Source organism: Inquilinus sp. (genome assembly GCF_039594555.1).
Lineage (GTDB): Bacteria > Pseudomonadota > Alphaproteobacteria > DSM-16000 > Inquilinaceae > Inquilinus.
In genome coordinates this window covers 1-23,227 of sequence record NZ_JBCNNF010000055.1, presented here as the reverse complement: position 1 = coordinate 23,227, position 23,227 = coordinate 1, and the positions used below count along the sequence as shown (strand labels likewise).

Annotated in this window: 24 protein-coding genes; 14 read left to right on the top strand and 10 right to left on the bottom strand. The window is 69.7% G+C overall.

The annotated features are described in order from the left end of the window. On the bottom strand, window positions 1-1,111 hold a 1,111-nt coding region (locus ABDW35_RS08680), incomplete at its 3' end, for a DEAD/DEAH box helicase (protein ID WP_343713457.1). 45 nt (window positions 1,112-1,156) lie between these two features. Between ABDW35_RS08680 and ABDW35_RS08675 the strand changes: the two genes are divergently transcribed. After that, the gene (locus tag ABDW35_RS08675; protein WP_343713456.1) at window positions 1,157-1,444 is read left to right on the top strand and encodes a succinate dehydrogenase assembly factor 2; all 288 of its coding nucleotides are present in this window, start codon (window positions 1,157-1,159) and stop codon (window positions 1,442-1,444) included. Beyond that, entirely contained in the window at window positions 1,441-4,929 is a 3,489-nt protein-coding gene (gene mfd, locus ABDW35_RS08670) for a transcription-repair coupling factor (RefSeq protein ID WP_343713455.1), read from the top strand. Before ABDW35_RS08675 ends, mfd begins: the two co-directional genes overlap by 4 nt. 28 nt (window positions 4,930-4,957) lie before the next feature. Here mfd and ABDW35_RS08665 read toward each other — a convergent pair whose 3' ends face one another. Next, window positions 4,958-5,545, bottom strand: a complete 588-nt coding sequence (locus ABDW35_RS08665) for a TetR/AcrR family transcriptional regulator C-terminal domain-containing protein (RefSeq protein ID WP_343713454.1) — start codon at window positions 5,543-5,545, stop codon at window positions 4,958-4,960. Window positions 5,546-5,837: 292 nt separating this feature from the next. Between ABDW35_RS08665 and ABDW35_RS08660 the strand changes: the two genes are divergently transcribed. Continuing rightward, window positions 5,838-6,326, top strand: coding sequence for a RidA family protein (locus ABDW35_RS08660; protein ID WP_343713453.1), 489 nt, complete (start codon window positions 5,838-5,840; stop codon window positions 6,324-6,326). A 12-nt stretch (window positions 6,327-6,338) separates the two neighbouring features. On the opposite strand, the gene ABDW35_RS08655 is transcribed toward ABDW35_RS08660, so the two are convergent. From ABDW35_RS08655 to ABDW35_RS08645, 3 genes are read right to left on the bottom strand one after another with little or no spacing between them, the layout of a single operon-like run. Next, complete coding sequence (locus ABDW35_RS08655; protein WP_343713452.1) at window positions 6,339-6,995, bottom strand: DsbA family oxidoreductase; 657 nt, start codon at window positions 6,993-6,995, stop codon at window positions 6,339-6,341. Further along, window positions 6,996-7,238 carry a hypothetical protein gene (locus ABDW35_RS08650; protein ID WP_343713451.1) on the bottom strand — a complete coding sequence of 81 codons (243 nt, stop codon included), beginning with the start codon at window positions 7,236-7,238 and terminating at the stop codon, window positions 6,996-6,998. A gap of 8 nt (window positions 7,239-7,246) precedes the next feature. Continuing rightward, the gene (locus tag ABDW35_RS08645) at window positions 7,247-7,738 is read right to left on the bottom strand and encodes a hypothetical protein (protein WP_343713450.1); all 492 of its coding nucleotides are present in this window, start codon (window positions 7,736-7,738) and stop codon (window positions 7,247-7,249) included. A 196-nt stretch (window positions 7,739-7,934) separates the two neighbouring features. On the opposite strand from ABDW35_RS08645, the gene ABDW35_RS08640 reads away from it, so the two are divergent. From ABDW35_RS08640 to ABDW35_RS08600, 9 genes are all read left to right on the top strand, one after another. Beyond that, window positions 7,935-8,633 (top strand): B12-binding domain-containing protein, encoded by a 699-nt coding sequence (locus ABDW35_RS08640; protein ID WP_343713449.1) that lies wholly within the window; start codon window positions 7,935-7,937, stop codon window positions 8,631-8,633. Between the two features lie 92 nt (window positions 8,634-8,725). Continuing rightward, window positions 8,726-9,262 carry a DUF1638 domain-containing protein gene (locus ABDW35_RS08635; RefSeq protein ID WP_343713448.1) on the top strand — a complete coding sequence of 179 codons (537 nt, stop codon included), beginning with the start codon at window positions 8,726-8,728 and terminating at the stop codon, window positions 9,260-9,262. Between the two features lie 23 nt (window positions 9,263-9,285). Next, window positions 9,286-9,588, top strand: coding sequence for a virulence factor (locus tag ABDW35_RS08630; protein WP_343713447.1), 303 nt, complete (start codon window positions 9,286-9,288; stop codon window positions 9,586-9,588). Between the two features lie 69 nt (window positions 9,589-9,657). Beyond that, a complete protein-coding gene (locus tag ABDW35_RS08625) occupies window positions 9,658-10,563 on the top strand; it encodes a polysaccharide deacetylase (protein WP_343713446.1) in 906 nt (301 codons plus the stop codon). A 14-nt stretch (window positions 10,564-10,577) separates the two neighbouring features. Further along, window positions 10,578-10,883: a hypothetical protein gene (locus ABDW35_RS08620; protein WP_343713445.1), complete on the top strand. Its 306-nt coding sequence runs from the start codon at window positions 10,578-10,580 to the stop codon at window positions 10,881-10,883. After that, the gene (locus tag ABDW35_RS08615) at window positions 10,870-11,859 is read left to right on the top strand and encodes a GTP-binding protein (protein ID WP_343713444.1); all 990 of its coding nucleotides are present in this window, start codon (window positions 10,870-10,872) and stop codon (window positions 11,857-11,859) included. Before ABDW35_RS08620 ends, ABDW35_RS08615 begins: the two co-directional genes overlap by 14 nt. Window positions 11,860-11,972: 113 nt before the next feature. After that, the gene (locus tag ABDW35_RS08610; protein WP_343713443.1) at window positions 11,973-12,869 is read left to right on the top strand and encodes a methyltetrahydrofolate cobalamin methyltransferase; all 897 of its coding nucleotides are present in this window, start codon (window positions 11,973-11,975) and stop codon (window positions 12,867-12,869) included. 51 nt (window positions 12,870-12,920) lie between these two features. Next, window positions 12,921-14,975 (top strand): ASKHA domain-containing protein, encoded by a 2,055-nt coding sequence (locus tag ABDW35_RS08605; protein ID WP_343713442.1) that lies wholly within the window; start codon window positions 12,921-12,923, stop codon window positions 14,973-14,975. A 101-nt stretch (window positions 14,976-15,076) separates the two neighbouring features. Then, the gene (locus ABDW35_RS08600) at window positions 15,077-15,748 is read left to right on the top strand and encodes a carbonic anhydrase (protein ID WP_343713441.1); all 672 of its coding nucleotides are present in this window, start codon (window positions 15,077-15,079) and stop codon (window positions 15,746-15,748) included. 1 nt (window position 15,749) lies between these two features. Here ABDW35_RS08600 and ABDW35_RS08595 read toward each other — a convergent pair whose 3' ends face one another. Continuing rightward, window positions 15,750-16,652 (bottom strand): EamA family transporter, encoded by a 903-nt coding sequence (locus tag ABDW35_RS08595; protein ID WP_343713440.1) that lies wholly within the window; start codon window positions 16,650-16,652, stop codon window positions 15,750-15,752. Between the two features lie 111 nt (window positions 16,653-16,763). Between ABDW35_RS08595 and ABDW35_RS08590 the strand changes: the two genes are divergently transcribed. Further along, window positions 16,764-17,654 (top strand): LysR family transcriptional regulator, encoded by an 891-nt coding sequence (locus tag ABDW35_RS08590; RefSeq protein WP_343713439.1) that lies wholly within the window; start codon window positions 16,764-16,766, stop codon window positions 17,652-17,654. 9 nt (window positions 17,655-17,663) lie between these two features. On the opposite strand, the gene ABDW35_RS08585 is transcribed toward ABDW35_RS08590, so the two are convergent. The 3 genes from ABDW35_RS08585 to ABDW35_RS08575 form a co-directional block, all read right to left on the bottom strand. After that, on the bottom strand, window positions 17,664-18,248 hold the full coding sequence (locus ABDW35_RS08585) for a hypothetical protein (protein ID WP_343713438.1): 585 nt from the start codon (window positions 18,246-18,248) through the stop codon (window positions 17,664-17,666). 87 nt (window positions 18,249-18,335) lie between these two features. After that, window positions 18,336-19,640 (bottom strand): aminotransferase class I/II-fold pyridoxal phosphate-dependent enzyme, encoded by a 1,305-nt coding sequence (locus tag ABDW35_RS08580; protein WP_343713437.1) that lies wholly within the window; start codon window positions 19,638-19,640, stop codon window positions 18,336-18,338. A 125-nt stretch (window positions 19,641-19,765) separates the two neighbouring features. Then, the gene (locus ABDW35_RS08575; RefSeq protein ID WP_343713436.1) at window positions 19,766-20,893 is read right to left on the bottom strand and encodes a 2OG-Fe(II) oxygenase; all 1,128 of its coding nucleotides are present in this window, start codon (window positions 20,891-20,893) and stop codon (window positions 19,766-19,768) included. 189 nt (window positions 20,894-21,082) lie between these two features. Between ABDW35_RS08575 and ABDW35_RS08570 the strand changes: the two genes are divergently transcribed. After that, window positions 21,083-22,612, top strand: coding sequence for a trimethylamine methyltransferase family protein (locus ABDW35_RS08570; protein ID WP_343713435.1), 1,530 nt, complete (start codon window positions 21,083-21,085; stop codon window positions 22,610-22,612). On the opposite strand, the gene ABDW35_RS08565 is transcribed toward ABDW35_RS08570, so the two are convergent. Beyond that, on the bottom strand, window positions 22,609-23,227 hold a 619-nt coding region (locus tag ABDW35_RS08565; protein WP_343713434.1), incomplete at its 5' end, for a VIT1/CCC1 transporter family protein. The genes ABDW35_RS08570 and ABDW35_RS08565 overlap by 4 nt on opposite strands.

Genomic DNA, 23,227 nt, shown 5'->3' with positions numbered 1-23,227 from the left:
TGCGGATCGACCCGTCGGCCAGGCCGGCCAGCGTCTCCTTCCGCGCCTTGCCCTTGTCCCGGCCGGTCAGCAGGCCGGGCTCGAGCCCCACCGGCTGCAGCAGAGCCGCCAGCGTCTCGCGGTGCTGGCGGGCCAGGATCTCGGTCGGGGCCAGCAGCGCCGCCTGGCGCCCATCCTCCACCGCCGCCAGCATCGCCAGCAGGGCCACCACGGTCTTGCCGCTGCCGACATCGCCCTGCAGCAGCCGCAGCATCCGGTTCGGCGCCGCCATGTCGGCATAGATCTCGGCCAGGGCCAGGCGCTGGGCGTTGGTCAGGGCGAAGGGCAGGGCGGATTCGACCTTTTCCCGCAGCGATCCGTCGCCGGTGGTCGGCCGCCCGGGGCGCTGGCGGGTGGAGCGGCGGAACAGCGCCAGCGCCAGCTGGTTGGCCAGCAGCTCGTCATAGGCCAGGCGCTGCCGCGCCGGCGCGTCGGGCAGCAGGTCGGCGCCATCCTCCGGCGCATGGGCGCGGCGGAGCGAGTCCCGCCAGCCGGCCCAGCCCCGCCGCTGCAGCCAGGCGGCATCCTGCCACTCCGGCAGCTCCGGCGCGCGGGCCACGGCATCGGCGATCACCTTGGCCAGGGTGCGCGGCTGCAGGCCCGCGGTCAGCGGATAGATCGGCTCGACGATAGCGATCTCCTCGCGCTCCTCCAGCGTGCCGACCCGGTCGGGATGCGGCATCTGCAGCCCGCCCTGGAACTGCTCGATCCGGCCGGAGACGATGCGGGTCTGGCCGATCGGGAAGGTCGTCTGCAGCCAGTCGGGCCGGGCGTGGAAGAAGACCAGGTCGATCGTCCCGGTCGGGTCCGAGGCGCGGACCCGGTGCGGCGCGCGGGCGGAGGAGCCGCGGATATGGCCGTCGATCTGCAACGTCAGGGTGACGGTTCCGCCGGGCCGGGCGTCACGCAGGCTGACCAGCTTGCGTCGGTCCACCACGCCCGAAGGCAGATGCCACAGCAGGTCCAGCGCCTTCGGTCCGGCCAGCCTTTCGACCAGCCGGGCGGTCTTCGGGCCGATGCCGTGCAGGGATTCGATGGCAGCAAAGAGCGGGAAGAGGATTTGCGGACGCAAGGCTCGGGTCTATATGGGGCTCACGTGGACACGCACCTTAAGCCAATGACGAAGCAGATCGATAGCGACGCCGTCGCGCCGCTGCGCCGCCGCCTGCGCTTCCGCAGCTGGCATCGCGGCACCCGTGAAGCCGACCTGCTGCTCGGCGGCTTCGCCGACGCGACTCTGGACGGGCTCGACGCCGCCCAACTGGCCCGTTACGGCGAGCTGCTGGAAAACAACGACCCCGACCTGTGGGACTGGGTGACCGAGCGCGTGCCGGTCCCGGCCGACTCCGACAGCGATGTCTTGCGGCTCTTGATCGACTATGCCCGGATGCGAGGGCGCGGATGAGCGTGCTGGCCGAACCCGCCACCGCGCGGGCCTCGGCGCGCCACCGCACCATCGGCGGCGTGCCCCAGGGCCAGGATGCGCGGTTGATCGCCGAGCTGGCGCGCAAGGCCGGCGACAAGGGCCTGCTGCACATCGCCAGCGACGACGCCCGGCTGCCGGCGCTGGAAGGGGCGCTGGCCTTCTTCGCGCCCGACCTGCCGGTGGTGGTGCTGCCGCCCTGGGACTGCCTGCCCTATGACCGCGTCTCGCCGAATCCGGAGACGGTGGCGGAGCGTGTCGACGCGCTGACCCGCCTGCTGGCCGCGCGCGAGCCCGGCCGCCCCTTCGTCGTGCTGACCACCATCGGCGCCGCGATGCAGCGCGTGCCGCCGCGCGAGGCCTTCGCCGAGGCCAGCCTGTCGATCGCGCCGGGGCAGCGGGTGGACCTGGAGGGGCTGCAGAGCTTCCTGGCCCGCAACGGCTATGTCCGCGCCCAGACGGTGCGCGAGCCGGGCGAGTTCGCGGTCCGCGGCGGCATCATCGACCTGTTCCCGCCGGGGACGGAGGAGCCGCTGCGGCTCGACCTGTTCGGCGACGAGCTGGAGAAGATCCGCCGCTTCGACCCGATGTCGCAGCGCACCACCGGCGAGGTCGACCGGATCACGCTGAAGCCGATGGGCGAGGTGTTCCTCGACCCGGCCTCGATCGCCCGGTTCCGCAGCGGCTATCGCGAGCTGTTCGGCGCCATCAACGACGATGACCCGCTGTACGAGGCCGTGTCGGCCGGCCGCAAGCAGGCTGGCATGGAGCACTGGCTGCCGCTCTTCCACGACCATCTCGACACCGTCTTCGACTACCTGCCCGCGGCGTCGGTCACGCTGGACTACCAGCTGGAGCAGGCGCGCGACCAGCGCTTGGCCCAGATCGCCGATTTCTACGAGGCGCGGCTGACCCACCAGGCGGCGCAGAAGAAGGCCAAGGCGCCGCCCTACCGCCCGATCCCGCCCGAGCGCCTGTATCTCGACGCGGCGGAGTGGGAGGCCTGCCTGGCCGATCGGCCGGTGGCCGATTTCTCGCCCTTCGCCCCGCCCGAGGGCGGCGCCGATGCCGGCGGCCGCCGCGGCCACGACTTCGCCGAGGCCCGCGCCAATCCGGAGATCAATCTCTACGCCGCGGTGCGCAATCACATCGGCGAGCTGAAGACGGCCGGCAAGCGCGTGCTGGTGGCCGGCTACACCACCGGCGCCCGCGACCGGCTGCGGTCGATGCTGTCGGAGCAGGGCAGGGCCGACTTCGCCGTGGCGGAAAACTGGGCGGGGGTGGAGAAGGCCAATCCGGCCAGCGCCGTCATGGTGGTGCTGCCGCTGGAGCACGGCTTCGCCGCGCCGGACCTCGCCGTCGTCACCGAGCAGGACATCCTCGGCGACCGGCTGACCCGGCCGCAGAAGAAGCGCCGGAAATCCGAGCAGTTCATCGCCGAGGTCTCGGCCCTGGCGGCGGGCGACATCGTCGTCCACCAGGACCACGGCATCGGCCGCTATGAGGGGCTGGAGACGCTGACCGTCGGCGGCGCGGCGCATGACTGCCTGCGCATCGTCTATGAGGGCGGCGACAAGCTGTTCGTCCCGGTCGAGAACATCGAGGTCCTGTCCCGCTACGGCTCCGGCGACATGGCCGTGCAGCTGGACAAGCTGGGCGGCGCCGGCTGGCAGGCGCGCAAGGCCCGGGTCAAGAAGCGGCTGAAGGACATGGCGGAGGAGCTGATGCGGATCGCCGCCGCCCGCGCGCTCCGCACCACCGCGTCACTGCCGCCGCCCGAGGGGCTGTACGAGGAGTTCGCGGCCCGCTTCCCCTATGCCGAGACCGAGGACCAGCAGCGCGCCATCGACGAGGTACTGGACGACCTGCAGGCGGGCCGGCCGATGGACCGGCTGGTCTGCGGCGATGTCGGCTTCGGCAAGACCGAGGTGGCGCTGCGCGCCGCCTTCGCCGCCGCCGCCAATGGCGTCCAGGTGGCGGTGGTGGTGCCGACAACGCTGCTGGCCCGCCAGCATTTCCGCACCTTCTCCGAACGCTTCAAGGGCCTGCCGCTGCGCGTCGCCCAGCTGTCGCGCATGGTCACGCCGAAGGAGGCGAAGCTGGTGCGAGACGAGCTGGCGGCCGGCACCATGGACATCGTCGTCGGCACCCACGCCATCCTGTCGAAGCAGGTGTCGTTCAAGAATCTCGGCCTCGTCATCGTCGACGAGGAGCAGCATTTCGGCGTGAAGCAGAAGGAGAAGCTAAAGGCGCTGCGCGAGGATGTGCATGTGCTGACGCTGACCGCCACCCCGATCCCGCGCACGCTGCAGATGTCGCTGTCCGGCGTGCGCGAGCTGTCGCTGATCACGACGCCGCCGATCGACCGGCTGGCGGTGCGCACCTTTGTGCTGCCCTTCGACCCGGTGATCATCCGCGAGGCGGTGATGCGCGAGCATTTCCGCGGCGGCCAGACCTACTATGTCTGCCCGCGGATCGAGGATCTGGCCGAGGTGCACCAGACCCTGCAGGAGCTGGTGCCGGAGGTGAAGATCGCCGTCGCCCACGGCCAGATGGCGCCGACCCAGCTCGAGGAGGTGATGAGCGCCTTCTACGACGGGCAGTTCGACGTGCTGCTGGCCACCGCGATCGTCGAATCCGGCCTCGACGTGCCGTCGGCCAACACCATGGTGATCCACCGCGCCGACCTGTTCGGCCTCGCCCAGCTGTACCAGCTGCGCGGCCGCATCGGCCGGTCGAAGCTGCGCGGCTACGCCTACCTGACCTATGCGCCGCGCAAGGCGTTGAGCAAGACGGCGCAGCAGCGGCTGCATGTGATCGAGACGCTGGACACGCTGGGCGCCGGTTTCACTTTGGCCAGCCACGACATGGACATCCGCGGCGCCGGCAACCTGCTGGGAGAGGAGCAGTCGGGCCATATCCGCGAGGTCGGGGCCGAGCTGTACCAGCAGATGCTGGAGGAGGCGGTGCAGGCCGCCCGCGCCGGCGTCGGCACTGGAGAGGAGGTGGCGGAGAGCTGGACGCCGCAGATCAATCTCGGCGTACCGGTGCTGATCCCCGAGGAGTACGTCGCCGACCTGCAGATCCGGCTCGACCTCTATCGCCGGATCTCGGCGCTGGAGGGCCAGGCCGAGCTGGACGGCTTCGCCGCCGAGCTGATCGACCGCTTCGGTGCGCTGCCGGAGGAGGTGGAGAACCTGCTGGAGCTGGTGGCGATCAAGCGGCTGTGCCGCACCGCCGGGGTCGAGCGGCTCGACGCCGGGCCGAAGGGCGCGGTGATCGGCTTCCGCGACAACCAGTTCGCGCGGCCGGACAAGCTGATCGGCTTCATCCAGAAGATGGCGGGGGCGATCAAGGTGCGGCCCGACCAGAAGCTGGTCTATGCCCGCGGCTGGGAGACGCCGCAGGACCGGGTCGGCGGCGCCCGCAAGCTGGTGCAGCGCCTGGCCGATCTGGCGACGGGTTAGGGCCGCAATCGAAGGCCTGCAGGAGGACTCACCGTTTCGGAGCGAGGCCGTCGAGCAGGAAGTCGAGGCCCTTCCGGAAAGCGCCGTCCCAGTCGTCGTCCAGCAGCAGGCGGGAGCGTTCGATTGTCGGGTAGCGCTCGCTGAGGCGTGTCAGGCGCTGCTGGGCGGCAGCCCTGTCGTCCTCCGACAGGTCGAAATGGGCCCGGGTGATGGTCGCGCCCATCACATGGTTCCAGAGCGACCAGATCGCGACGTTCAAATCAGCGTCCGGCACGCCGGCTCCGGACAAGGTCCTGCTCAGCGCCTCCAGCCGGCCGAGGATGTTCGGGCCGAGCGCCCGGCGCGGCAGCAGCGATGCCGACCAGGGGTGGCGCAGCATGCTGGCGCGCCAGTCTTCGAGCATCAGGACGAGCTCCCCGCGCCAGTTCCGGGGCTCCACATCCTGCGGCGGTCCGCGATAGTCGAGCACCGCGTCGAGCGCCAGGTCCAGGACCTGCTCCTTGTTCGCGACATGCCAGTACAGGCTCATCGCGCCTGCGCCGAGGCGATCGGCCAACCGGCGCATCGTCAGCCCGTCGAGACCCTGGGCGTCCAGAAGCTCCACCGCGGTCGCCACGATCCGCTCCAGCGAGAGGGACGGTTCGCCGCGTGGCTCCTGCACGGGCTGGGGCGACCCGCCTGTCCCTTGAGACCGTTTGCTCCTGTCGCTGCGTTTGGTTGTCATCCGCCTGCCCTGCTGATCAGACCGTCGAGTTAAGCCGACACCGCGGCGGATGTCCTCCGGGAACATTGACTCGTACGCTGTGCGATGCGATTGACTCGTACATCGTACGAATCAATCGCGATGCGTCCGATCCAGGGGCCGCAAAGGGTGCCTAGCTCGCAGCCCTCAGAGCTGAGAGACCATCATGTCACGCGCAATCCAGCATCTGCTGATCGGAGGGCTCATCATCATGACCACGGGTGTTTCCACCGCGACGACGGCCAGCGGGAACGATCTCGAACTGACCATCGTCAATCCCAAGACCCTCTACGACCCGACGCCGAATGGCTACAGCACGGCGGTGATCGCGCCTCGCGGAGCCAGGGTGGCCTACATCTCCGGGCAGGGCGGTCAGGACAGCACCGGGGCCTTGTCGCCCGACTTCGCCGTCCAGGTCAGGCAGGCCTACGCGAATCTGCGCGCCGCCCTCAATGCGCTCGGCGCCAGACCGGACCAGGTTGCCAAGCTCACGGTCTTCGTGGTCGATCACGACATGTCCAAGCTCGAGGTGCTGACCAGCAGCGTCAAGGGCATGTTCGGCGAGGCGCTGCCGGCGCAGACCCTGGTCCCCGTTCCCAAGCTTGCGATCGACCCGATGCTGTTCGAGGTCGAAGCCACCGTCATCCTGGACTAGCGGCGTCGGCGGCTACGCCCGCTCCGACAAAGGGGCGGAGACAGCATGCTCGCGGGCGAGGTCGAGCAAGGGCAGAAAGGCGCTCGGCTCCTGCGCGCCGGAGACGGCGTAGCGGCCGTCGAAGACGAAGCAGGGCACCGCCTGGATGCCGAGCTGCCGGGCCCGCAGGTCGGCGGCCTGGATTTCGGCGACGCCGATCTCGCTGGCCAGGACGCCGGCAATGCGGCGGCTGTCGAAGCCGGCCTCCTCGGCGACATCGATCAGGACGTTGCGGTTGCCGACATCCAGGCCGCGCACGAAATAGGCCGTGAACAGCATGTCGACCATGCGGTCGGCCTCGCCCAACTCGCCGGCATGGCGGATCAGCCGGTGCGCCTCGACCGTGTTCGGCGTCCGGCGGATCACGCTCTGGTTCAGGGGCAGGCCTTCCTTGCCGGCGGCCTCGGCGACCACGGCGTTGATCTGTCGCATCCGCTCGCGCCCGCCGAACTTGGCGATCATGTAGCTCTGCCGGTCGACGCCCTGTTTCGGCATCTCCGGATTCAGCTGGAAGGGCTGCCAGCGGATCTCCAGCCCCGGCAGCGGCCGCATCGCCAGGGCGCGCTGCAGCCGGTGCTTGCCGATGTAGCACCAGGGACAGACCACGTCGAAGAAGATGTCGATCCGCATTCAGCCAGTATCCCGCGGCGGGCGGCGTTTGGGAATGGGATCGGCTTCCTGCCCGGCCGAGCCTGAATCCCGGTCCGCGATCTCCTCGGCCAGCAGGCCGACCGCCAGGGTCGCGCGCTCGGACTCCTCCGCCTCATGCGCGGCCATGGCCCGGCGGTCCCGCCGCAGCCGGTCCGCCTTCAGCGCCCGCTCGACCCGCTCCGGATCGCGCTTGCCGCCGCCGCGGTTGCGCCAGTTCGGCATGGCCGGCCTCAGGACCGTTTCGGCTTCGTCTTGGCCGCGCCGACCCGGTTCTTCAGGAGCTGCCGGGCGGCGCGATACTCGGTGCGGAAGCGCAGCAGCTGGCCGCAGAGATAGGCGATACGGCGCTTCAACTGCTGGTCCGGCGCGGTCTCGCCACCCAGGATCCGCCCGTCGGCGGGGGTGACGAAGTCGCGGATCGCGGCCTCCACCCCGGCCGGCTCCAGGTTGTGCGCCAGCCGGTTGCGCAGGCGGTTCAGCTTCTCCGCCGCGTCCAGCAGGGCGTCCAGCGTGTCGTTCTTGATCAGGGCGCGGGCGAACTGGGTCTTGGTGAAGAAGTTGATCTGCAGCCCGTCCAGCGCCTCCGGGTTGGGCAACATTTCCTGCAGCAGGTTGTTGACCTCCTCCTCGATCAGCAGATGGCCCTTGAGGATGATCAGGGTGGTGTCGTCCGTCCGCGGGAAGTGGCGGAGGAAGGTGACGAGGGAGTCCTGGAGGTCCATGGGCACCGCGCGGCGGGAAGGAGACGCATCATCCGGGGGGCGGCCCCGGGTGGCAAGCGTCGCGATGCCGCTGGGCTGCGCCGGCGTGTCGCCGCCTTCGCAGTCGGGGTCGGTTCCAGGCTAGCGGCGGACCCCTGCATCCCGGTTAATGCGAGCCGTGGCTCATCAGGAATGACGCCGGCGATCGAGGGTTCCCATGGCGGATGACGATATCGACCTGAACGCGCTGAACGACGAAGAGCTCGTCGAGCAGATGTGGGACGACCTCTATGACGGCCTCGCCGACGAGATCGTCGAGGGCGTAAACATCCTGCTCGCGCGCAAATGGACGCCCTACGACGTGCTGACCAAGGCGCTGGTCGAGGGCATGCGCATCGTCGGCATCGACTTCCGCGACGGCATCCTGTTCGTGCCGGAGGTGCTGCTGGCCGCCAACGCCATGAAGCGCGGCATGGGCATCCTGCGGCCGCTGCTGGCCGAGACCGGAGCGCCGAAGGTCGGCAAGATGGTGATCGGCACGGTCAAGGGCGACATCCACGACATCGGCAAGAACCTAGTGTCGATGATGATGGAAGGCGCCGGCTTCGAGGTCATCGACCTCGGTATCAACAACCCGGTCGAGAACTACCTGAAGGCGATCGAGGAGCATCAGCCCGACATCGTCGGCATGTCGGCGCTGCTGACGACGACGATGCCCTATATGAAGGTGGTGATCGACACGTTGAAGGAGCAGGGGATCCGCGACGATTACGTCGTGCTCGTCGGCGGCGCGCCCCTGAACGAGGAATTCGCACGGGAAATCGGCGCCGACGCCTATTGCCGCGACGCGGCGGTGGCGGTGGAGACGGCCAAGGACTTCATGCGGCGCAAGCACAACCAGGGCGCGACGGTCTGAGGCCGGACCGGTTCGGAACAGCCGGGGTCGCGCCCGGCCCGGACCGGACACTGCTGATCGCCTGCGGTGCCCTGGCGCGTGAGACGCTGGCCGTGATCCGTGCCAACGGCATTGAGGATCGCGTCGGCGTCACCTGCCTGCCCGCCATCCTGCACAACCGGCCCGAGCAGATCGCCGACCGGCTGCGCCGGCGCATCCGTACCGCGCGCGCGATGGGCTGGACGCGCATCCGCATCGCCTATGCCGATTGCGGCAGCGGCGGCGCCATCGACCGGGTGGCGGCGGAAGAGGGGGTGGAGCGCGTCGGCGGCCCGCATTGCTACGCCTTCTTCGCCGGCGCCGCCGATTTCGACCGGCTGATGGAGGAGGAGCCGGGCAGCTTCTTCCTGACCGACTATCTCGTCCGCCACTTCCAGGCGCTGATCCTCGAAGGCATGGGGCTGGACCGCCACCCGGAACTGCTGCCGATGATCTTCGGCAACTATCGCCGCCTGGTCTATCTGGCGCAGACCGAGGACCTGGCGCTGCAGGCCCAGGCGCAGGCCGCGGCGGACCGGCTGGGCCTGGCCTATGAGTACCGTTTCACCGGCTATGGCGAGTTCGCGCAGTTCGTGGCGGTCTCCGCCTGATTCTTCACCGATCGAGAGATTTCATGCCCCAGCTCATCATCGTCTCCTGGCGCGACATCCCCAGCCAGGTCACCGCCAAGGCCGGCCGGCGCGACCAGGCCAAGGTGCTGCTGTCGCAGCGCTTCCAGGACGCGATCGACCGCGCCGCCATGCGCGGCAAGGCGCGCGACGCCGACAGCTATCTCGAGGAATGGAAGAAGTCCGACCCGGTCGAGTGCGGCGACGACCTGCAGGCCGAGGCCGAGGCGGCGGCGGCGAAGATCGAGGCGGCATACGACGACGCCCGGCTGCGGGCGCTGGTGGAGCGCGGCGGCATCGAGGGCTGAGGGAGGTCGACGGGCCGTCAACGGGTTGATAGGACAGAGGGGAGGGGCGAACCGGAGCTGGAGCTGAGAATGGCCAAGAAGGACATCATCTGCGCATTCGGGACCGACATCGATTCGGTGGCGGGCTGGATCGGATCCTATGGCGGCGGCGATTCGCCCTCGGACATCCAGCGCGGCGTGTTCGCCAGCGAGGTCGGCACCCTGCGGCTGCTGCGTCTGTTCAAGAAATACGATCTGAAGACCAGCTTTTTCATCCCGGGGCACTCGCTCGAATCCTTCCCCGACCAGGTGAAGCGGATCGCCGATGAGGGCCATGAGATCGGGGCCCACGGCTATCTGCACGAGAACCCGATCGCGATGACCCCCGCCCAGGAAGAGGCGGTGCTGGTCAAGAGCATCGAGCTGATCCAGGGGCTGACCGGCAAGGCGCCGCGGGGCTATGTCGCGCCCTGGTGGGAGATGTCGAACTCCACCGCCGCGCTGCTGCAGAAATACGGCTTCAGATACGATCACAGCCAGGGCTATCGCGACTTCCAGCCCTTCTACGCCCGGGTCGGCGACCAGTGGACGCTGATCGACTATTCCAAGCCGGCCGAGGCCTGGATGAAGCCGATGACGCATGGCAAGGAGATCGACCTCGTCGAGATCGGCGCGAACTGGTATGTCGACGACCTGCCGCCGATGATGTTCATGAAGAAGGCGCCGAACAGCCACGGCTTCGTCAATCCGCGCGACATCGAGCAGATGTGGCGCGACCAGTTCGACTGGGTCTATCGCGAGATGGACTATGCCGTCTTCGCCTTCACCATCCATCCCGACGTCAGCGGCCGGCCGCAGGTGCTGCTGATGCTGGAGCGGCTGATCGAGCACATCAACGGCCATGACGGCGTCCGCTGGATGACGTTCGAGGACATCGCCGAGGATTTCCGCCGGCGCTATCCCTTCGATGGCGGCAAACGGCCCGAGGTGATCTGACGGAGGAGGCGCCGATGTGCTCCGGCTGCGGCTTCCCGGCGGCGCCCGGCCATTGGACCGAGGCCGGCGCCGCCACGGCGCCGGACCGGCTGCGGGCCCGGTTCCGGCGGGCCGAGGTGCTGAAGCCGGTCCTGCGGGCCTATGGCCTGACCGCGCATGATGGCGGACTGGTGCCGGGCATCCAGATCTCGACGCTGTCCGGCCACGAGGTCCTCGTGCGCGATCTCGAGGAGCTGTGGGCGGCGGCCGAACGCATGGCGGGCCGGCCGGTCGATCCGCTCGATCCCCGCTTCATCGGCGGCGGGGATGACGGGCGCTGAGGCGGCCGCCGGGCCGGCTGCGGATGGCCGGCTGCGGTTGACCGTGCTGGGCGGCTTCCTGGGCGCCGGGAAGACGACTTGGCTGCGCCACCAGCTCCATGCCGGGCTCTACCGGGATGCCACCGTGATCGTCAACGAAGCGGCGGAGACGCCGGTAGACGACGCGCTGCTGGGCGGGGCCTCCTCGCTCAGGGTGCTGGCCGGCGGCTGCGCCTGCTGTACCGCCTGGGCCGAGCTGGTGCGGCTGCTGCGAGGGATCTGCGACGAGAGGACTCGGTCACACGAACCGTGGCTGCAGCGCATCGTGCTGGAGACAAGCGGGCTGGCCGATCCCGGCCCGATCGTGGCGGCCATCCGATCGGACCCGGTGCTGGTGCACCATATCGTCGTCAGCGAGATCGTCGTCCTGGTCGACGCGCTGAACGCGCTGCCTCAGCTGCGCATCGACCGGCTCGGCCGGCGCCAGATCGAGACGGCCGACCGCCTGATCGTCACCAAGGCCGATGCGGCCGGGGAGGAGGCGCTAGCCCGGCTGGTCGCGACGCTGCGGCACCTGAACCCAGGCGTGGAGTTGAGCGGCGCGGTGCAGGGAGCACCTGTCGCGCTGCCGGCGGGCGACGATGTCGAGCCCGAATACCTTCCCACCCTCGATGATGGGGCGGAGCCGCCGGCCGTCTTCCCGGTCCGGCTGGCGATCGACGGGGCGGTCGACTGGACCGTCTTTACGGTCTGGCTCTCGGCGCTGCTGCATGCGCGGGGCGACGACGTGCTGCGGGTGAAGGGCGTGGTGCGGACGCCGGCCGGGCGGCTGCTGCTGCAGAGCGTGCGTCGGGTGGTGCAGTCGCCCGAGATCCTGCCCGAGCAGCCGGACCGCGAGGACGATGCGATCGTCGTCATCGGCCGTGGCTACCGCGCCGAGGATCTGCGGCGGTCGCTCGATTGCTTCGCCGGGGCACAGGCCGAGCCCAGGCCCTGACGCGCCTGCGGCAGGCGATGACGCTGGAAGACGATCCGGCCGCGGGCGATGCGCCTAGCCTTTCTTCAGAAACCCCAGCATCCGAAGGCGCACAGGGCATGACGGACACAGTGGTGAGCTCGGCGACCAAGGAGATCGCCATCGGGTTCGAGCGGCCCTTCGTCATCATCGGCGAGCGCATCAACCCGACCGGCCGCAAGATCCTGGCCGAGGAGATGAAGAACGGCGACTACAGCCGGGTGCAGTCCGACGCGCTGGCCCAAGTCGCGGCCGGGGCCCAGATGCTGGACGTCAATGCCGGCATCCCGCTGGCGGATGAGCCGCGCATCCTGGCCGAATGCATCCAACTGGTGCAGTCGATCACCGATGTGCCGCTGTCGATCGACAGCTCGATCGTCGCGGCACTCGAGGCCGGGCTGTCGGTCTACAAGGGCAAGGCCCTGGTCAACTCCGTGACCGGCGAGGATGAGCGGTTGGAGACGGTGCTGCCGCTGGTGAAGAAATACGGCGCCGCCGTCGTCGCCATCTCCAACGACGAGACCGGCATCTCCGAGGATCCCGACGTCCGCTTCGCCGTGGCCAAGAAGATCGTCGAGCGGGCGCGCGACCACGGCATCTCCTACGCCGACATCGTGGTCGACCCGCTGGTGATGCCGATCGGCGCCATCAACACCGCCGGGCGCCAAGTCTTCACCCTGGTCCGCCGGCTGCGCGAGGAGCTGAAGGTCAACACCACCTGCGGCGCTTCCAATGTCAGCTTCGGCATGCCGAACCGGCACGGGCTGAACGCTGCCTTCCTGACCATGGCGATCGGCGCCGGCATGACCTCGGCGATCACCAACCCGCTGCATGCGGAGAGCCTGCAGGCGGTGCTGGGCGCCGATGTGATGATGGGGCATGACCCGCATTGCGCCCGCTGGATCCGCCAGTATCGTGAGCCCGCGGCCGAGGGTGCCGAGGCCGCCGGCGCGCGTGGCGGCCGCGAAGGGCGCCGGCGGCGGGCGCAGTGATGTGACAGGCGGCGCCTCCGGCCGGGGCGCTGCAGGGATAGCAGGTTGGCGATGAACATGATCGATCCGGGGCAGCCGGACAGCCAGCAAGCGGCGCAGACGGCGCTGGTTGTCTTCACGCCCTCCGGCCGGCGCGGCCGTTTCGCGCTGGGCACGCCGCTGCTGCAGGCGGCGCGGGCGCTCGGCGTCGATGTCGACAGTGTCTGCGGCGGCCGGTCGATCTGCGGCCGCTGCCAGGTCGAGATCGGCGACGGCCAGTTCGCCAAGCACGGCATCGAATCCCGCGCCGGCCATGCGTCGGAGACCGGGGCGGCGGAGCTGCGCTACACCGAGAAGCGCGGGCTGAAGCCGGGCCGGCGCCTGTCTTGCCAGACCCTGATCCAGGGCGACCTCGTCGTCGACGTCCCGCCCGAGAGCCAGGTGCACAAGCAGGTGGTCCGCAAGGATGCCGAGCACCGGGTCATCGAGGTCGACCCGCCGGTCAAGCTCTACTATGTCGAGGTGCGCGAGCCCGACATGCACGACCCTTCCGGCGACCTGCGTCGGCTGGAGGAGGCGCTGGCCGAGCAATGGGGCATCACCGGCCTGGACTGCGACCTGCGAGTGGTGCAGCGGCTGCAGAAGGCCTTGCGCGAGGGCAGCTGGACCTGCACCGTGGCGGTGCGCGAGCAGCGGGTGAAGCGCCTGCTGGCCGTCTGGCCGGGCTTCCGCGACAAGATCTACGGCCTGGCCTACGATGTCGGCTCCACCACCATCGCCTGCCATCTCTGCGACATCGAGACCGGCGAGGTCGTCGCCTCCGGCGGCGCCATGAACCCGCAGATCCGGTTCGGGGAGGATCTGATGAGCCGGGTCAGCTACATCATGCTGAATCCCGGAGGCGACAAGGCGCTGACCGAGGCGGTGCGCGGGGCGCTGAACGACCTCGCCGCCCATGTCACCGCCCAGGCCGGGCTGGAGGTCGAGGACGTGCTGGAGGTGACGCTGGTCGGCAACCCGATCATGCATCACCTGGTCCTCGGCATCGATCCGATCGAGCTGGGCGGCGCGCCCTTCGCCCTGGCCACCGACCAGGCGATCAACATCTGGGCCACCGAGATCGACCTCAAGGTCCACCCCAACGCCCGCGTCTACGTCCTGCCCTGCATCGCCGGCCATGTCGGCGCCGACACCGCCGCGGTGATCCTGTCGGAGGAGCCGCACAAGTCGGACGACCTGCGGCTGATCGTCGATGTCGGCACCAATGCCGAGATCGTGCTGGGCAGCAAGGAGCGGCTGCTCGCCTGCTCCAGCCCCACCGGCCCGGCCTTCGAGGGGGCCCAGATCTCCGCCGGCCAGCGCGCCGCGCCGGGAGCGATCGAGCGGGTGCGGATCGACCGCGACACGCTGGAGCCGCGCTTCCGGGTGATCGGCAGCGAGCTGTGGTCGGACGAGGAGGGCTTCGCCCTGAAGGTCCGGCGCACCGGCGTCACCGGCATCTGCGGGTCCGGCATCATCGAGGTGCTGGCGGAGATGTTCCTGGCCGGCATCATCACCCAGGACGGCGTGATCGACGGCAGCATGGCGGCGCGCAGCGACCGCATCGTCGCCGACGGCCGCACCTTCAGCTATGTCCTGCACCGCGACGGCGAGCGCGAGCTGCGGGTCACCCAGAACGACGTCCGCGCCATCCAGCTGGCCAAGGCCGCCCTCTACGCCGGCGTCCGCCTGCTGATGGACAAGCTGGGCGTCGACCATGTCGACCGCATCACCCTGGCCGGCGCCTTCGGCAGCCATATCGACGTCAAATACGCCATGGTGCTGGGGCTGATCCCGGATTGCGACCTGGCCAAGGTGGTGGCCGGCGGCAATGCCGCGGGCACCGGCGCCCGCATCGCCCTGGTGAATCGCTCAGCCCGGTCCGAGATCGAGCAGGTGGTGCGCCGGGTCGAGAAGATCGAGACCGCGGTCGAGCCGATGTTCCAGCAGCATTTCGTCGAGGCGATGGCGCTGCCGCACAAGACCGCTTCCTTCCCGAATCTGGCCGCGGTGGTCAACCTGCCGGCGCCGAAGGCGAGCGAGGGCGGCGACGGCGAGGGGGGACGGCGCCGGCGGAGGCGGGGGTAAGGCGGCCGTCCGGCCGCCTCAGTTGGCGCGGCGGGCCATCTCTGCTATTGCCTCGCTGCCGCCACATTCGTCCGGCGGCGAGGTGAATGCGAGAACGGCCCATGTTTCCCGAACGGCTCACCCAAGGCTACCGCGCCTTCCTCGAAGGCCGCTTCGCCAGCGAGCGCTCGCGCTACGAGATGCTGGCCGAGGCCGGGCAGAAGCCCGAGATCATGGTCATCGGCTGCGTCGACTCGCGGGTGTCGCCCGAGGTCATCTTCGACGCAGCGCCGGGCGAGCTGCTGGTGGTGCGCAACGTCGCCAACATCGTGCCGCCCTATGAGCCGGATCGTGAGTTCCAGCACGGCACCAGCGCGGCGCTGGAATTCGGGGTGCAGGCGCTGCGTGTGAAGCACATCGTGGTGCTGGGCCACGCCCATTGCGGCGGCATCCGCGCCTTCGCCGATGAGCAGGAGCCGCTGTCGCCCGGCGACTTCATCGGCCGCTGGATGTCGCAGATCGCCCCCGCGGCTGCGAGCCTGGGGCCTCGCAAGGCGAGCGATGGGGACGACTATCTACGCCGACTGGAATTCGCCTCGGTCGAACTCAGCCTGCGCAACCTCATGACCTTCCCCTGCGTCTCGATCCTGGTCGGGCGCGGCAAGCTGCAGCTGCACGGCGCCTATTTCGGCGTCGCCACCGGCCGGCTGCTGGTGCGAGACCCGGAGACCGGGGAGTTCGAGCCGGTGGCGGAGGAGGGGCGCGGCGGGCTCTCGGCCATCCGCTGTCCCTGACCTAGCGCCTGGTCTGGCGCGGCTGGGCGGCCCTCTGGCTCAGCCACACGCTGGCGACCACCAGGACGAAGCCGCCGAACTGCAGCGGGCTCAGGCCCTGATCCAGCAGCAACCAGCCGAGCAGCGTTGCGACCACCGGGCTGAGCAGCGCGAGCGAGGAGACGGCGCTCGGCTCGATCCGCGACAGGCCCCGGAACCAGAGGATGCAGGTGAGGGCGGCGCCGACCAGTCCCAGCCAAGCTACGCCAAGCACATTCGCCAGGGACGGGGTGGGCAGTGCCGGTTCGAGCCACAGCGCCACCGGAACCAGCAGCAGGCCGCCCGCCGTCAGCTGCCAGGCGGTGAAGGTCAGGGGGCTGACCGGCGGCTGCCAGCGGCGGCTCAGCACGGTGCCGCTGGCCATGGAGGCGGCGCCGGCCAAGCCGGCGGCGATGCCGGTCCAGTCCAGCGCGGCCTTCGGCGTCAGCACCAGCAGCGCGATGCCGGCCACGCCGCCGAGGCCGGCGATGACGGCGAGCGGCCGCACCGCGCGGCCGAGCATCAGCCGCGCCAGCGCGATCACGATCAGCGGCTGGATGGCCCCGACCGTGGCCGCGACGCCACCCGGCAGGCGATAGGCCGAGACGAACAGCATGGCCCAGAAGAATGAGAAGTTGAGGGCGCCGAGAATCAAGGCGCGGCCCCACCAGATTCCGGTCGGCAGGGTGCGGACGATGGCCAGGAGCAGCAGCCCGGCCGGCAGCGCGCGCAGCATCGCGACCGTCAGCGGATAGCCCTGCGGCAGGAACGCCGTGGCGACGTAGTAGGTGCTGCCCCAGACGACCGGCGCGATGGCGGTCGTCAGGATCGCCATGGTCTGTCCGGCGGACGCCGTCGCGTCCTGATGGGCTATCGAGATCGTCATGGCCGCCTCACATGAATCCGAGGCCTCTGCCTCTGCCCGTAACGTATTGCCTTCACCCGCACGGGATAATGGTCGGTATGGTGGCGACACTCGCTACTGAAGGTGATCAATATGGACCACATGGTCGCGCTGCGGGTGTTCCGGAAGGTGGTCGAGCTGGAGAGCTTCGCCCATGCCGCCAAGGCGCTGCAGCTGTCTCCGGCGGCGGTCAGCAAGAACATCGGCGAGCTGGAACGGCATGTGCAGGCGCGGCTCCTGAACCGCACCACGCGCCGGATGAGCCTGACCGAGGCCGGGACGATCTACTACCAGCAGGTGCGCCGTATCCTCGACGACATCGCGGATGCCGACCGGTCGCTCGGCGCGCTGCAGAACACGCCGAGCGGGCTGCTGCGCGTCAGCGCGCCCGTCTCGCTGACGCTGCTGACCCTGTCGCCGATGATCCCGGCCTTCCTGGCGCGGCACCCGGAGCTGTCGCTCGACCTCAACCTCGACGACCGCCGGGTCGACATCGTCAAGGAAGGGTACGACGTCGCCATCCGGGGCAGCGACAGACTGGAGGAATCCAGCCTGGTGGCGCGCAGGCTGATGACGCTCGACCATGTCATCTGCGCGTCGCCGGGCTATTTCCGGTTGCGCGGGCAGCCGCAGCGGCCGGAGGATCTCGGCCGCCACGACTGCGTCCAGTTCACCCTGTCCGGCCACGCCGACGACTGGGAGTTCCGGCGGGACGGGGAGGCCGTCCGGGTGCCGGTCGACGGCCGCTACAAGGTCACGTCCAGCATCGCGGTGCGGGATGCGCTGCTGGCCGGCTTCGGCCTCAGCCTCGTGCCCCGCCGCTATGTGGCGGACGATATCGCCACGGGGACCCTGGCGACCGCGCTGGATGGCTGGTCGAAGGTCGAGACCTCGATCTACGCCGTCTACCCGTCCCGGCGCTATCTGGTGCCGAAGGTCCGGTCCTTCGTCGATTTCGTCGTCGACGTCTTCGCGAAGGCCTGATCCCGGCCGTCAGCCGTGCTTGATCTCGAAGGGCACGTCGAACGCCCCGTCCTTGCCGGTGGCATGGTCATGCATCGTGAAGGTAACGATATACTGGCCGTCCGGCGCGCCGTTCAGGGTCAGGCTCAGGTTGAAGAACATCTCCCGCACCCGCTCGCGGCTCTCGATCTTGAAGTTCTGGAAGTCCTTCTGCTCGCCCAGCGGCTTGCCGTCGGCCGACCGCAGCGAGAAGTCGATCGACAGGTCGATGCGGTACAGCTCGCCGTCGCTGACCCAGCCGAAGCCCGTGGGCTCGGCATAGAAGCGCAGCGGCGTGTCGCCGTCGAACACATTGCTCTCGCGCGGGCTGTAGGCGCCGTAGCTCTGCGCCGGTGCGGAGACCAGCAGGGTGTGGCGGAAGCTCAGCGGCGATTGCAGCCAGGCCTCGGTCGCGGCGTCGTTCAGGGCCTTGAAGGCCGCCTCCGGCTGGCCGGCCTTCAGCAGCTCGGCGCCCTTGGCCGCGAGCTGCTGGGCGTCGTCGGCCTGCGCCGAGGCCGTGCCCGCCGCCAGGGCCAGGGCGATGGCGGCGGCGCGGAACAGGGGCGGGTGCTGCATGCTGTCGTCCTTCGGGGCGTTGGGACCGAGCAACCGGTATCCTGAACCCACGGATGACGGGCCCTGTTCCGTCGATGGACCTCGGCCTCAGTGGCCGCCGCCGGCCTCGCGTTCGGCCAGGATTGCCTCGCTGGTCGCGACCAGCACCGACAGTGCCACGCCCTCGGCCGCCAGTCCCACCTCCGGCAGCGCCGGGAAAGTCGGGGCGATGCGGATGTTGCGGTCGTCCGGGTCGCGGCCATAGGGGAAGGTCGCGCCGGGCGCCACCATCGCCACCCCCGCCTCCTGCGCCAGGGCCACGGTCCGGCGCGCGCTGCCGCGCCGTACGTCCAGACTGATGAAGTAGCCGCCGTCCGGCTCGGTCCAGCGGGCGATTCCGGCCCCGCCGAGATGCTCGGCGAACACCGCCTGCACCCGCTGGAACTTCGGCACGATGATCCGGCGGTGCCGCTCCATCAGCGCGGCGATGCCGGCCTCGTCGCGCAGCAGCCGGACATGGCGCAGCTGGTTCAGCTTGTCCGGGCCGATCGACTGGCGGCTCAGATGCTTCCGCGCCCAATCCATGTTCGCAGCCGAGCCGGCGAAGAGAGACAGGCCGGCGCCGGCGAAGGTGATCTTCGAGGTCGACCCGAAGATGAACGGCCGGTCGCCATGGCCGTGCCGGCCGCAGGCCTCCAGGATGTTGGCCAGCCGGTGCGGCCGGTCGGTCAGGTGGTGCACCGCATAGGCATTGTCCCAGAACAGCCGGAAGTCCGGCGCGGCGGTGCGCATCGCCGCCAGCCGCTCGACCGTCTCGGGCGAATAGGTCTCGGCCGTCGGGTTGCTGTATTTCGGCACGCACCAGATGCCCTTGACCGACGGGTCTTCGGCCACCAGCCGCTCGACCACGTCCATGTCCGGCCCGTGGCCGGTCAGCGGCACCGGCACCAGCCGGATGCCGAAGCCCTCGCAGATGGAGAAATGGCGGTCATAGCCGGGGACCGGGCACAGGAAGGTGATCGGGGCCTGCGCCGCCCAGGGTCTATCGCCGCCCGGCACGCCGTGCAGCAGGGCGAAGGCGATCAGGTCGTGCATCAGCGTCAGGCTGGAATTGCCGCCGACCAGCACCTGCTCCGCCGGCGCGCCCAGCATCGGCGCGAACAGCGCTCGCGCCTCCGGCAGGCCGCGGACATCGCCGAGATAGTTCCGGCAGTCGCCGCCATCGGCCGACCGGAACCCGTCCGCGCCGGGCAGGGACAGGAGCTCGTTCGACAGGTCCAGCTGCTCCGGCGACGGCTTGCCCCGGGTGCTGTCCAGCTTCAGGCCGCGAGCCTTGAAGGCGGCATGCCGGTCGCCCGCCTGCCGCCGGAAGGCGCGGAGGTCGTCGGTCATCATGGTCTCGAGGCTCTGCATGGCCGTCTCCGGGCGCGGTCGTGGCGGAACGATGCGGGAAGACTAGCGACGCAGGGCGCCGGCGGGCGAGGGCGGAGCCATGCGGCGATGTCGGCTCTGCCCTGCCGTCGCGGGTGACTCCGCGCTCAGCTCGCGGCCTTCTCCTTATTGCCGCCGATCAGGTTGCGCTCGAGCTGGTTGCGCAGGTTGTCGTCGGCGAAATAGGACAGGTTCTGCTCGCGGATCTTGGCGCCCTCCTCGTCATAGAGGAAGGGCAGGGTGCAGTAGCGCGTGCCCTTGGTCACCGGCAGCGCCTCGTGCAGCAGCGAGCAGGAGAACACCACCGCGCCGCCGGTCGGCGCCTTGTAGCTGTGGCGGTCGTATTCGGGGAAGCGCAGCTCGCCACCCTCGAACTCCTCGGCGTTGAGGTTGATGGTGACGGCGAAGCGGCGATGCGCCGTGCCCTTGGTGGTGTTGTCGCGATGGGCGCGGAAATAGCCGCCCTCGCCGGAATCGTAGCAGGCGACGATGTAGCGCTCGATCCGGGTGGCGTTGAACTGGAACGCCTTCTTGATCTCGGGCACCAGCCGCCGCTCGATCCGGGCCTTCATCGCCAGGCGCAGCGGCTCGTCCTCGATCGTGGCGTCCTTGCGCTTCTTGTGCGCGTGGTCGACCGCGGCGGCGGTGCGGCCGTCCGGCAGCGTCTGCATGAAGCCGCTCTCCTCGCCGCCGGTCTTCTTGTAGTAGTCGATCAGGGCGCGGCAGAACTCCGGCTCGAACAGATACGGCACCACCAGCACCGGCGCGCCCGGCGTGGCCGTGCCCAGCCGGGTCAGCGGCGGCAGCCGGCTAACGAATTCGGCCAGCAGCTTGGCATGCTCGGCCCCGTCCTCGATCGGGAAACGGGCGAGCACGCGCAGATTGGGCGAAAGAATATAGCTGACCTTGCGCTGATCGGTGCCGTAGGAGGCGGCGATCTTGCGGTCGAAATCGAAGAAGTGGCGCAGCCCCGGCACGCGGGTCGGCAGCCGCCCCGCCTGGATGTCGTTCTGGTCCTGGGTGACGCCGAAGAAGGTGGCGTGGGCATCGTTGAACGGGCCGATCTCGGCCGCGATCGCCGACAGCAGCCGCTTCGACTGCGCGTCGCCGGCGGAACCGAAGAAGCTTAGGACGATGTATCGCCCGGCCACGGTGTCGAAGCGGAAATCCGGCCGCTGCGGCGTCGGGACCACGAAGAGCGGCGCGGGATCGCCGGGCTCCAGCAGACGGGGCATTCAATCCTCCACGGAAATACAGTCCAGTTGAGAGCTGCTCGCATATTACAGCAGGATTATGGCCGCCGTCGTGCCTCGTGTCACATGTCGCGCTGATGTCGCTGCATGGCGAATCCGGGCGGCGCGCATGGGCGCCGGCCATGCCAGGGTTGAGCGCCGGGAATCGCCGGAGATCGAGACGAGGTCAGGATGAGCCGCAGCCGCACCACGCCCCGCCGACGCCGCGATGGCGCGGGTGGCCTCCACCAGCTTCCCTGGCAGCTGGTCGAGAACCCGATGCCCCCGGTCGAGGTGCTGCGGCCCGACCAGGTCGAGCGTATCCATGACGCGTCGCTGACCATCCTGGAAGAGATCGGGATGGATTTCCTGCATGACGAGGCGATCGAGATCCTGTGCCGTGCGGGAGCCCAGACCACGCCCGGCAGCCGCCGCGTCCGCCTCGACCGCGGGCTGGTGCTCGACGCGGTGGCGAAGGCGCCGTCCAGCTACACCTTCCACGCCCGCAATCCGGAGCGGGACGTCCGGATGGGCGGCCGGTCGATCGTCTTCGCCTCGGTCGGGTCGGCGCCGAACGTGTCGGACATCGAGGGCGGGCGGCGGGTCGGCAACTACCGCGACTACTGCAACCTGCTGCGCCTCGGCCAGTCGCTGAACGCGATGCACATCTTCGGCGGCTACCCGGTCGAGCCGGTGGATTTGCATCCCTCGACCCGGCATCTCGACGCGCTGCGCGCCTTCGTCACCCTGTCGGACAAGCCGTTCCACGCCTATGCGCTGGGCCGCGTGCGGATGCGCGACGGCATCGAGATCGCCCGCATCGCCCGCGGCATCGGCCGGGAGCAGCTGGAGCGCGAGCCCAGCCTGTTCACCGTGGTCAACACCTCCTCGCCGCTGCGGCTGGACGGGCCGATGATCGAAGGGCTGGTCGAGATGGCGAAGGCCGGGCAGATCGTGACGGTCACGCCCTTCACCCTGTCCGGCGCCATGGCCCCGGCGACGCTGGCCGGCGCGCTGGCGCAGCAGAATGCCGAGGCGCTGGCGACCATCGCCCTGATCCAGCTGGTCAAGCCCGGCGCGCCGGTGATGTATGGCGGCTTCACCTCCAATGTCGACATGAAGTCGGGGGCGCCGGCCTTCGGCACGCCGGAATACGCCAAGGCGGCGCTGGCCGGCGGCCAGCTGGCGCGGCGCTACGGCATCCCGTACCGTTCGTCCAACACCAACGCCTCGAACGCGGTCGACGTGCAGGCGACCTATGAAAGCATGGTGTCGCTGTGGGCGGCGGTGCAGGGCCACGCCAACATGGTGATGCACAGCCTCGGCTGGCTCGAAGGCGGCCTGCGCGCCAGCTTCGAGAAGATGATCATCGACGCCGAGCTGGTGCAGACGATGATCGAGTTCCTGCAGCCGCTGGTGGTCGACGATGACACGCTCGGCCTCGACGCCATCCGCGAGGTCGGGCCCGGCGGCCATTTCTTCGGCGCGCAGCACACGCTGGCGCGCTACGAGACCGCCTTCTACGCGCCGCTGCTGTCCGACTGGCGCAACTTCGAGGCCTGGCAGGAGGCCGGGGCGCCGGACGCGACCCAGCGGGCACACCAGCTGTACAAGCGCATCCTGGCCGAGTTCGAGCCGCCCCCGCTCGACCCCGCCATCGCCGAGGAGCTCGACGCCTTCGTGGCGAAGCGGAAGGAGGAAGGCGGGGCGCCGAGCGATTAGGCGCTCCCGATCAAAATCCCCGTCAAAAACACCAGCACCCCGCCGACCACCACCTGGAAGGCGGAGGACAAGAGCGGCGTGTCCATGAAGCGGTGGCGGATCCAGGAGATCACCGCCAGCTCAACGGCCACCACGGCAACGGCGAGGCCGGTGGCCGTCCAGAAGTCCGGGATCAGATAGGGCAGGGTGTGGCCGAGGCCGCCCAGCGCGGTCATGCCGCCGCAGACCAGGCCGCGCAGCCACGGCCGGCCGCGCCCGGTCAGGCTGCCGTCGTCGGACAGCGCCTCGGCGAAGCCCATGCTGATGCCGGCGCCGACCGAGGCGGCGAGGCCGACCAGGAAGGTGTCGAAGCTGTCATGGGTGGCGAAGGCTGCGGCGAACAGCGGGGCGAGGGTCGAGACCGACCCGTCCATCAGCCCGGCCAGGCCCGGCTGCACGATCTGCAGCACGAACAGCCGGCGCTGGTCCTCCCCCTCGCTTGCCTGCACCTTGGCGGGCACGTGCTTCGCCTCGAGCTGGCCCGCCACATGCTCGTGCCGCCGCTCCTCCGCCGCCAGGTCGCCCAGCAGCTGGCGGATCGAGGCGTCGGTGGCGCGGCCGGCGGCGCGCTCGTAG

Bases quoted from the DNA above. Each gene is read 5' to 3' on its own strand.
- ABDW35_RS08600 (WP_343713441.1), top strand. From the start codon at position 15,077: ATGTTTCCCGAACGGCTCACCCAAGGCTACCGCGCCTTCCTCGAAGGC.
- ABDW35_RS08645 (WP_343713450.1), bottom strand. From the start codon at position 7,738: ATGGACCTCCAGGACTCCCTCGTCACCTTCCTCCGCCACTTCCCGCGG.
- ABDW35_RS08625 (WP_343713446.1), top strand. From the start codon at position 9,658: ATGGCCAAGAAGGACATCATCTGCGCATTCGGGACCGACATCGATTCG.
- ABDW35_RS08585 (WP_343713438.1), bottom strand. From the start codon at position 18,248: ATGCAGCACCCGCCCCTGTTCCGCGCCGCCGCCATCGCCCTGGCCCTG.
- ABDW35_RS08595 (WP_343713440.1), bottom strand. From the start codon at position 16,652: ATGACGATCTCGATAGCCCATCAGGACGCGACGGCGTCCGCCGGACAG.
- ABDW35_RS08590 (WP_343713439.1), top strand. From the start codon at position 16,764: ATGGACCACATGGTCGCGCTGCGGGTGTTCCGGAAGGTGGTCGAGCTG.
- ABDW35_RS08575 (WP_343713436.1), bottom strand. From the start codon at position 20,893: ATGCCCCGTCTGCTGGAGCCCGGCGATCCCGCGCCGCTCTTCGTGGTC.
- ABDW35_RS08630 (WP_343713447.1), top strand. From the start codon at position 9,286: ATGCCCCAGCTCATCATCGTCTCCTGGCGCGACATCCCCAGCCAGGTC.
- ABDW35_RS08660 (WP_343713453.1), top strand. From the start codon at position 5,838: ATGTCACGCGCAATCCAGCATCTGCTGATCGGAGGGCTCATCATCATG.
- ABDW35_RS08650 (WP_343713451.1), bottom strand. From the start codon at position 7,238: ATGCCGAACTGGCGCAACCGCGGCGGCGGCAAGCGCGATCCGGAGCGG.
- ABDW35_RS08605 (WP_343713442.1), top strand. From the start codon at position 12,921: ATGAACATGATCGATCCGGGGCAGCCGGACAGCCAGCAAGCGGCGCAG.
- ABDW35_RS08655 (WP_343713452.1), bottom strand. From the start codon at position 6,995: ATGCGGATCGACATCTTCTTCGACGTGGTCTGTCCCTGGTGCTACATC.
- ABDW35_RS08570 (WP_343713435.1), top strand. From the start codon at position 21,083: ATGAGCCGCAGCCGCACCACGCCCCGCCGACGCCGCGATGGCGCGGGT.
- mfd (WP_343713455.1), top strand. From the start codon at position 1,441: ATGAGCGTGCTGGCCGAACCCGCCACCGCGCGGGCCTCGGCGCGCCAC.
- ABDW35_RS08580 (WP_343713437.1), bottom strand. From the start codon at position 19,640: ATGCAGAGCCTCGAGACCATGATGACCGACGACCTCCGCGCCTTCCGG.
- ABDW35_RS08620 (WP_343713445.1), top strand. From the start codon at position 10,578: ATGTGCTCCGGCTGCGGCTTCCCGGCGGCGCCCGGCCATTGGACCGAG.
- ABDW35_RS08615 (WP_343713444.1), top strand. From the start codon at position 10,870: ATGACGGGCGCTGAGGCGGCCGCCGGGCCGGCTGCGGATGGCCGGCTG.
- ABDW35_RS08640 (WP_343713449.1), top strand. From the start codon at position 7,935: ATGGCGGATGACGATATCGACCTGAACGCGCTGAACGACGAAGAGCTC.
- ABDW35_RS08675 (WP_343713456.1), top strand. From the start codon at position 1,157: ATGACGAAGCAGATCGATAGCGACGCCGTCGCGCCGCTGCGCCGCCGC.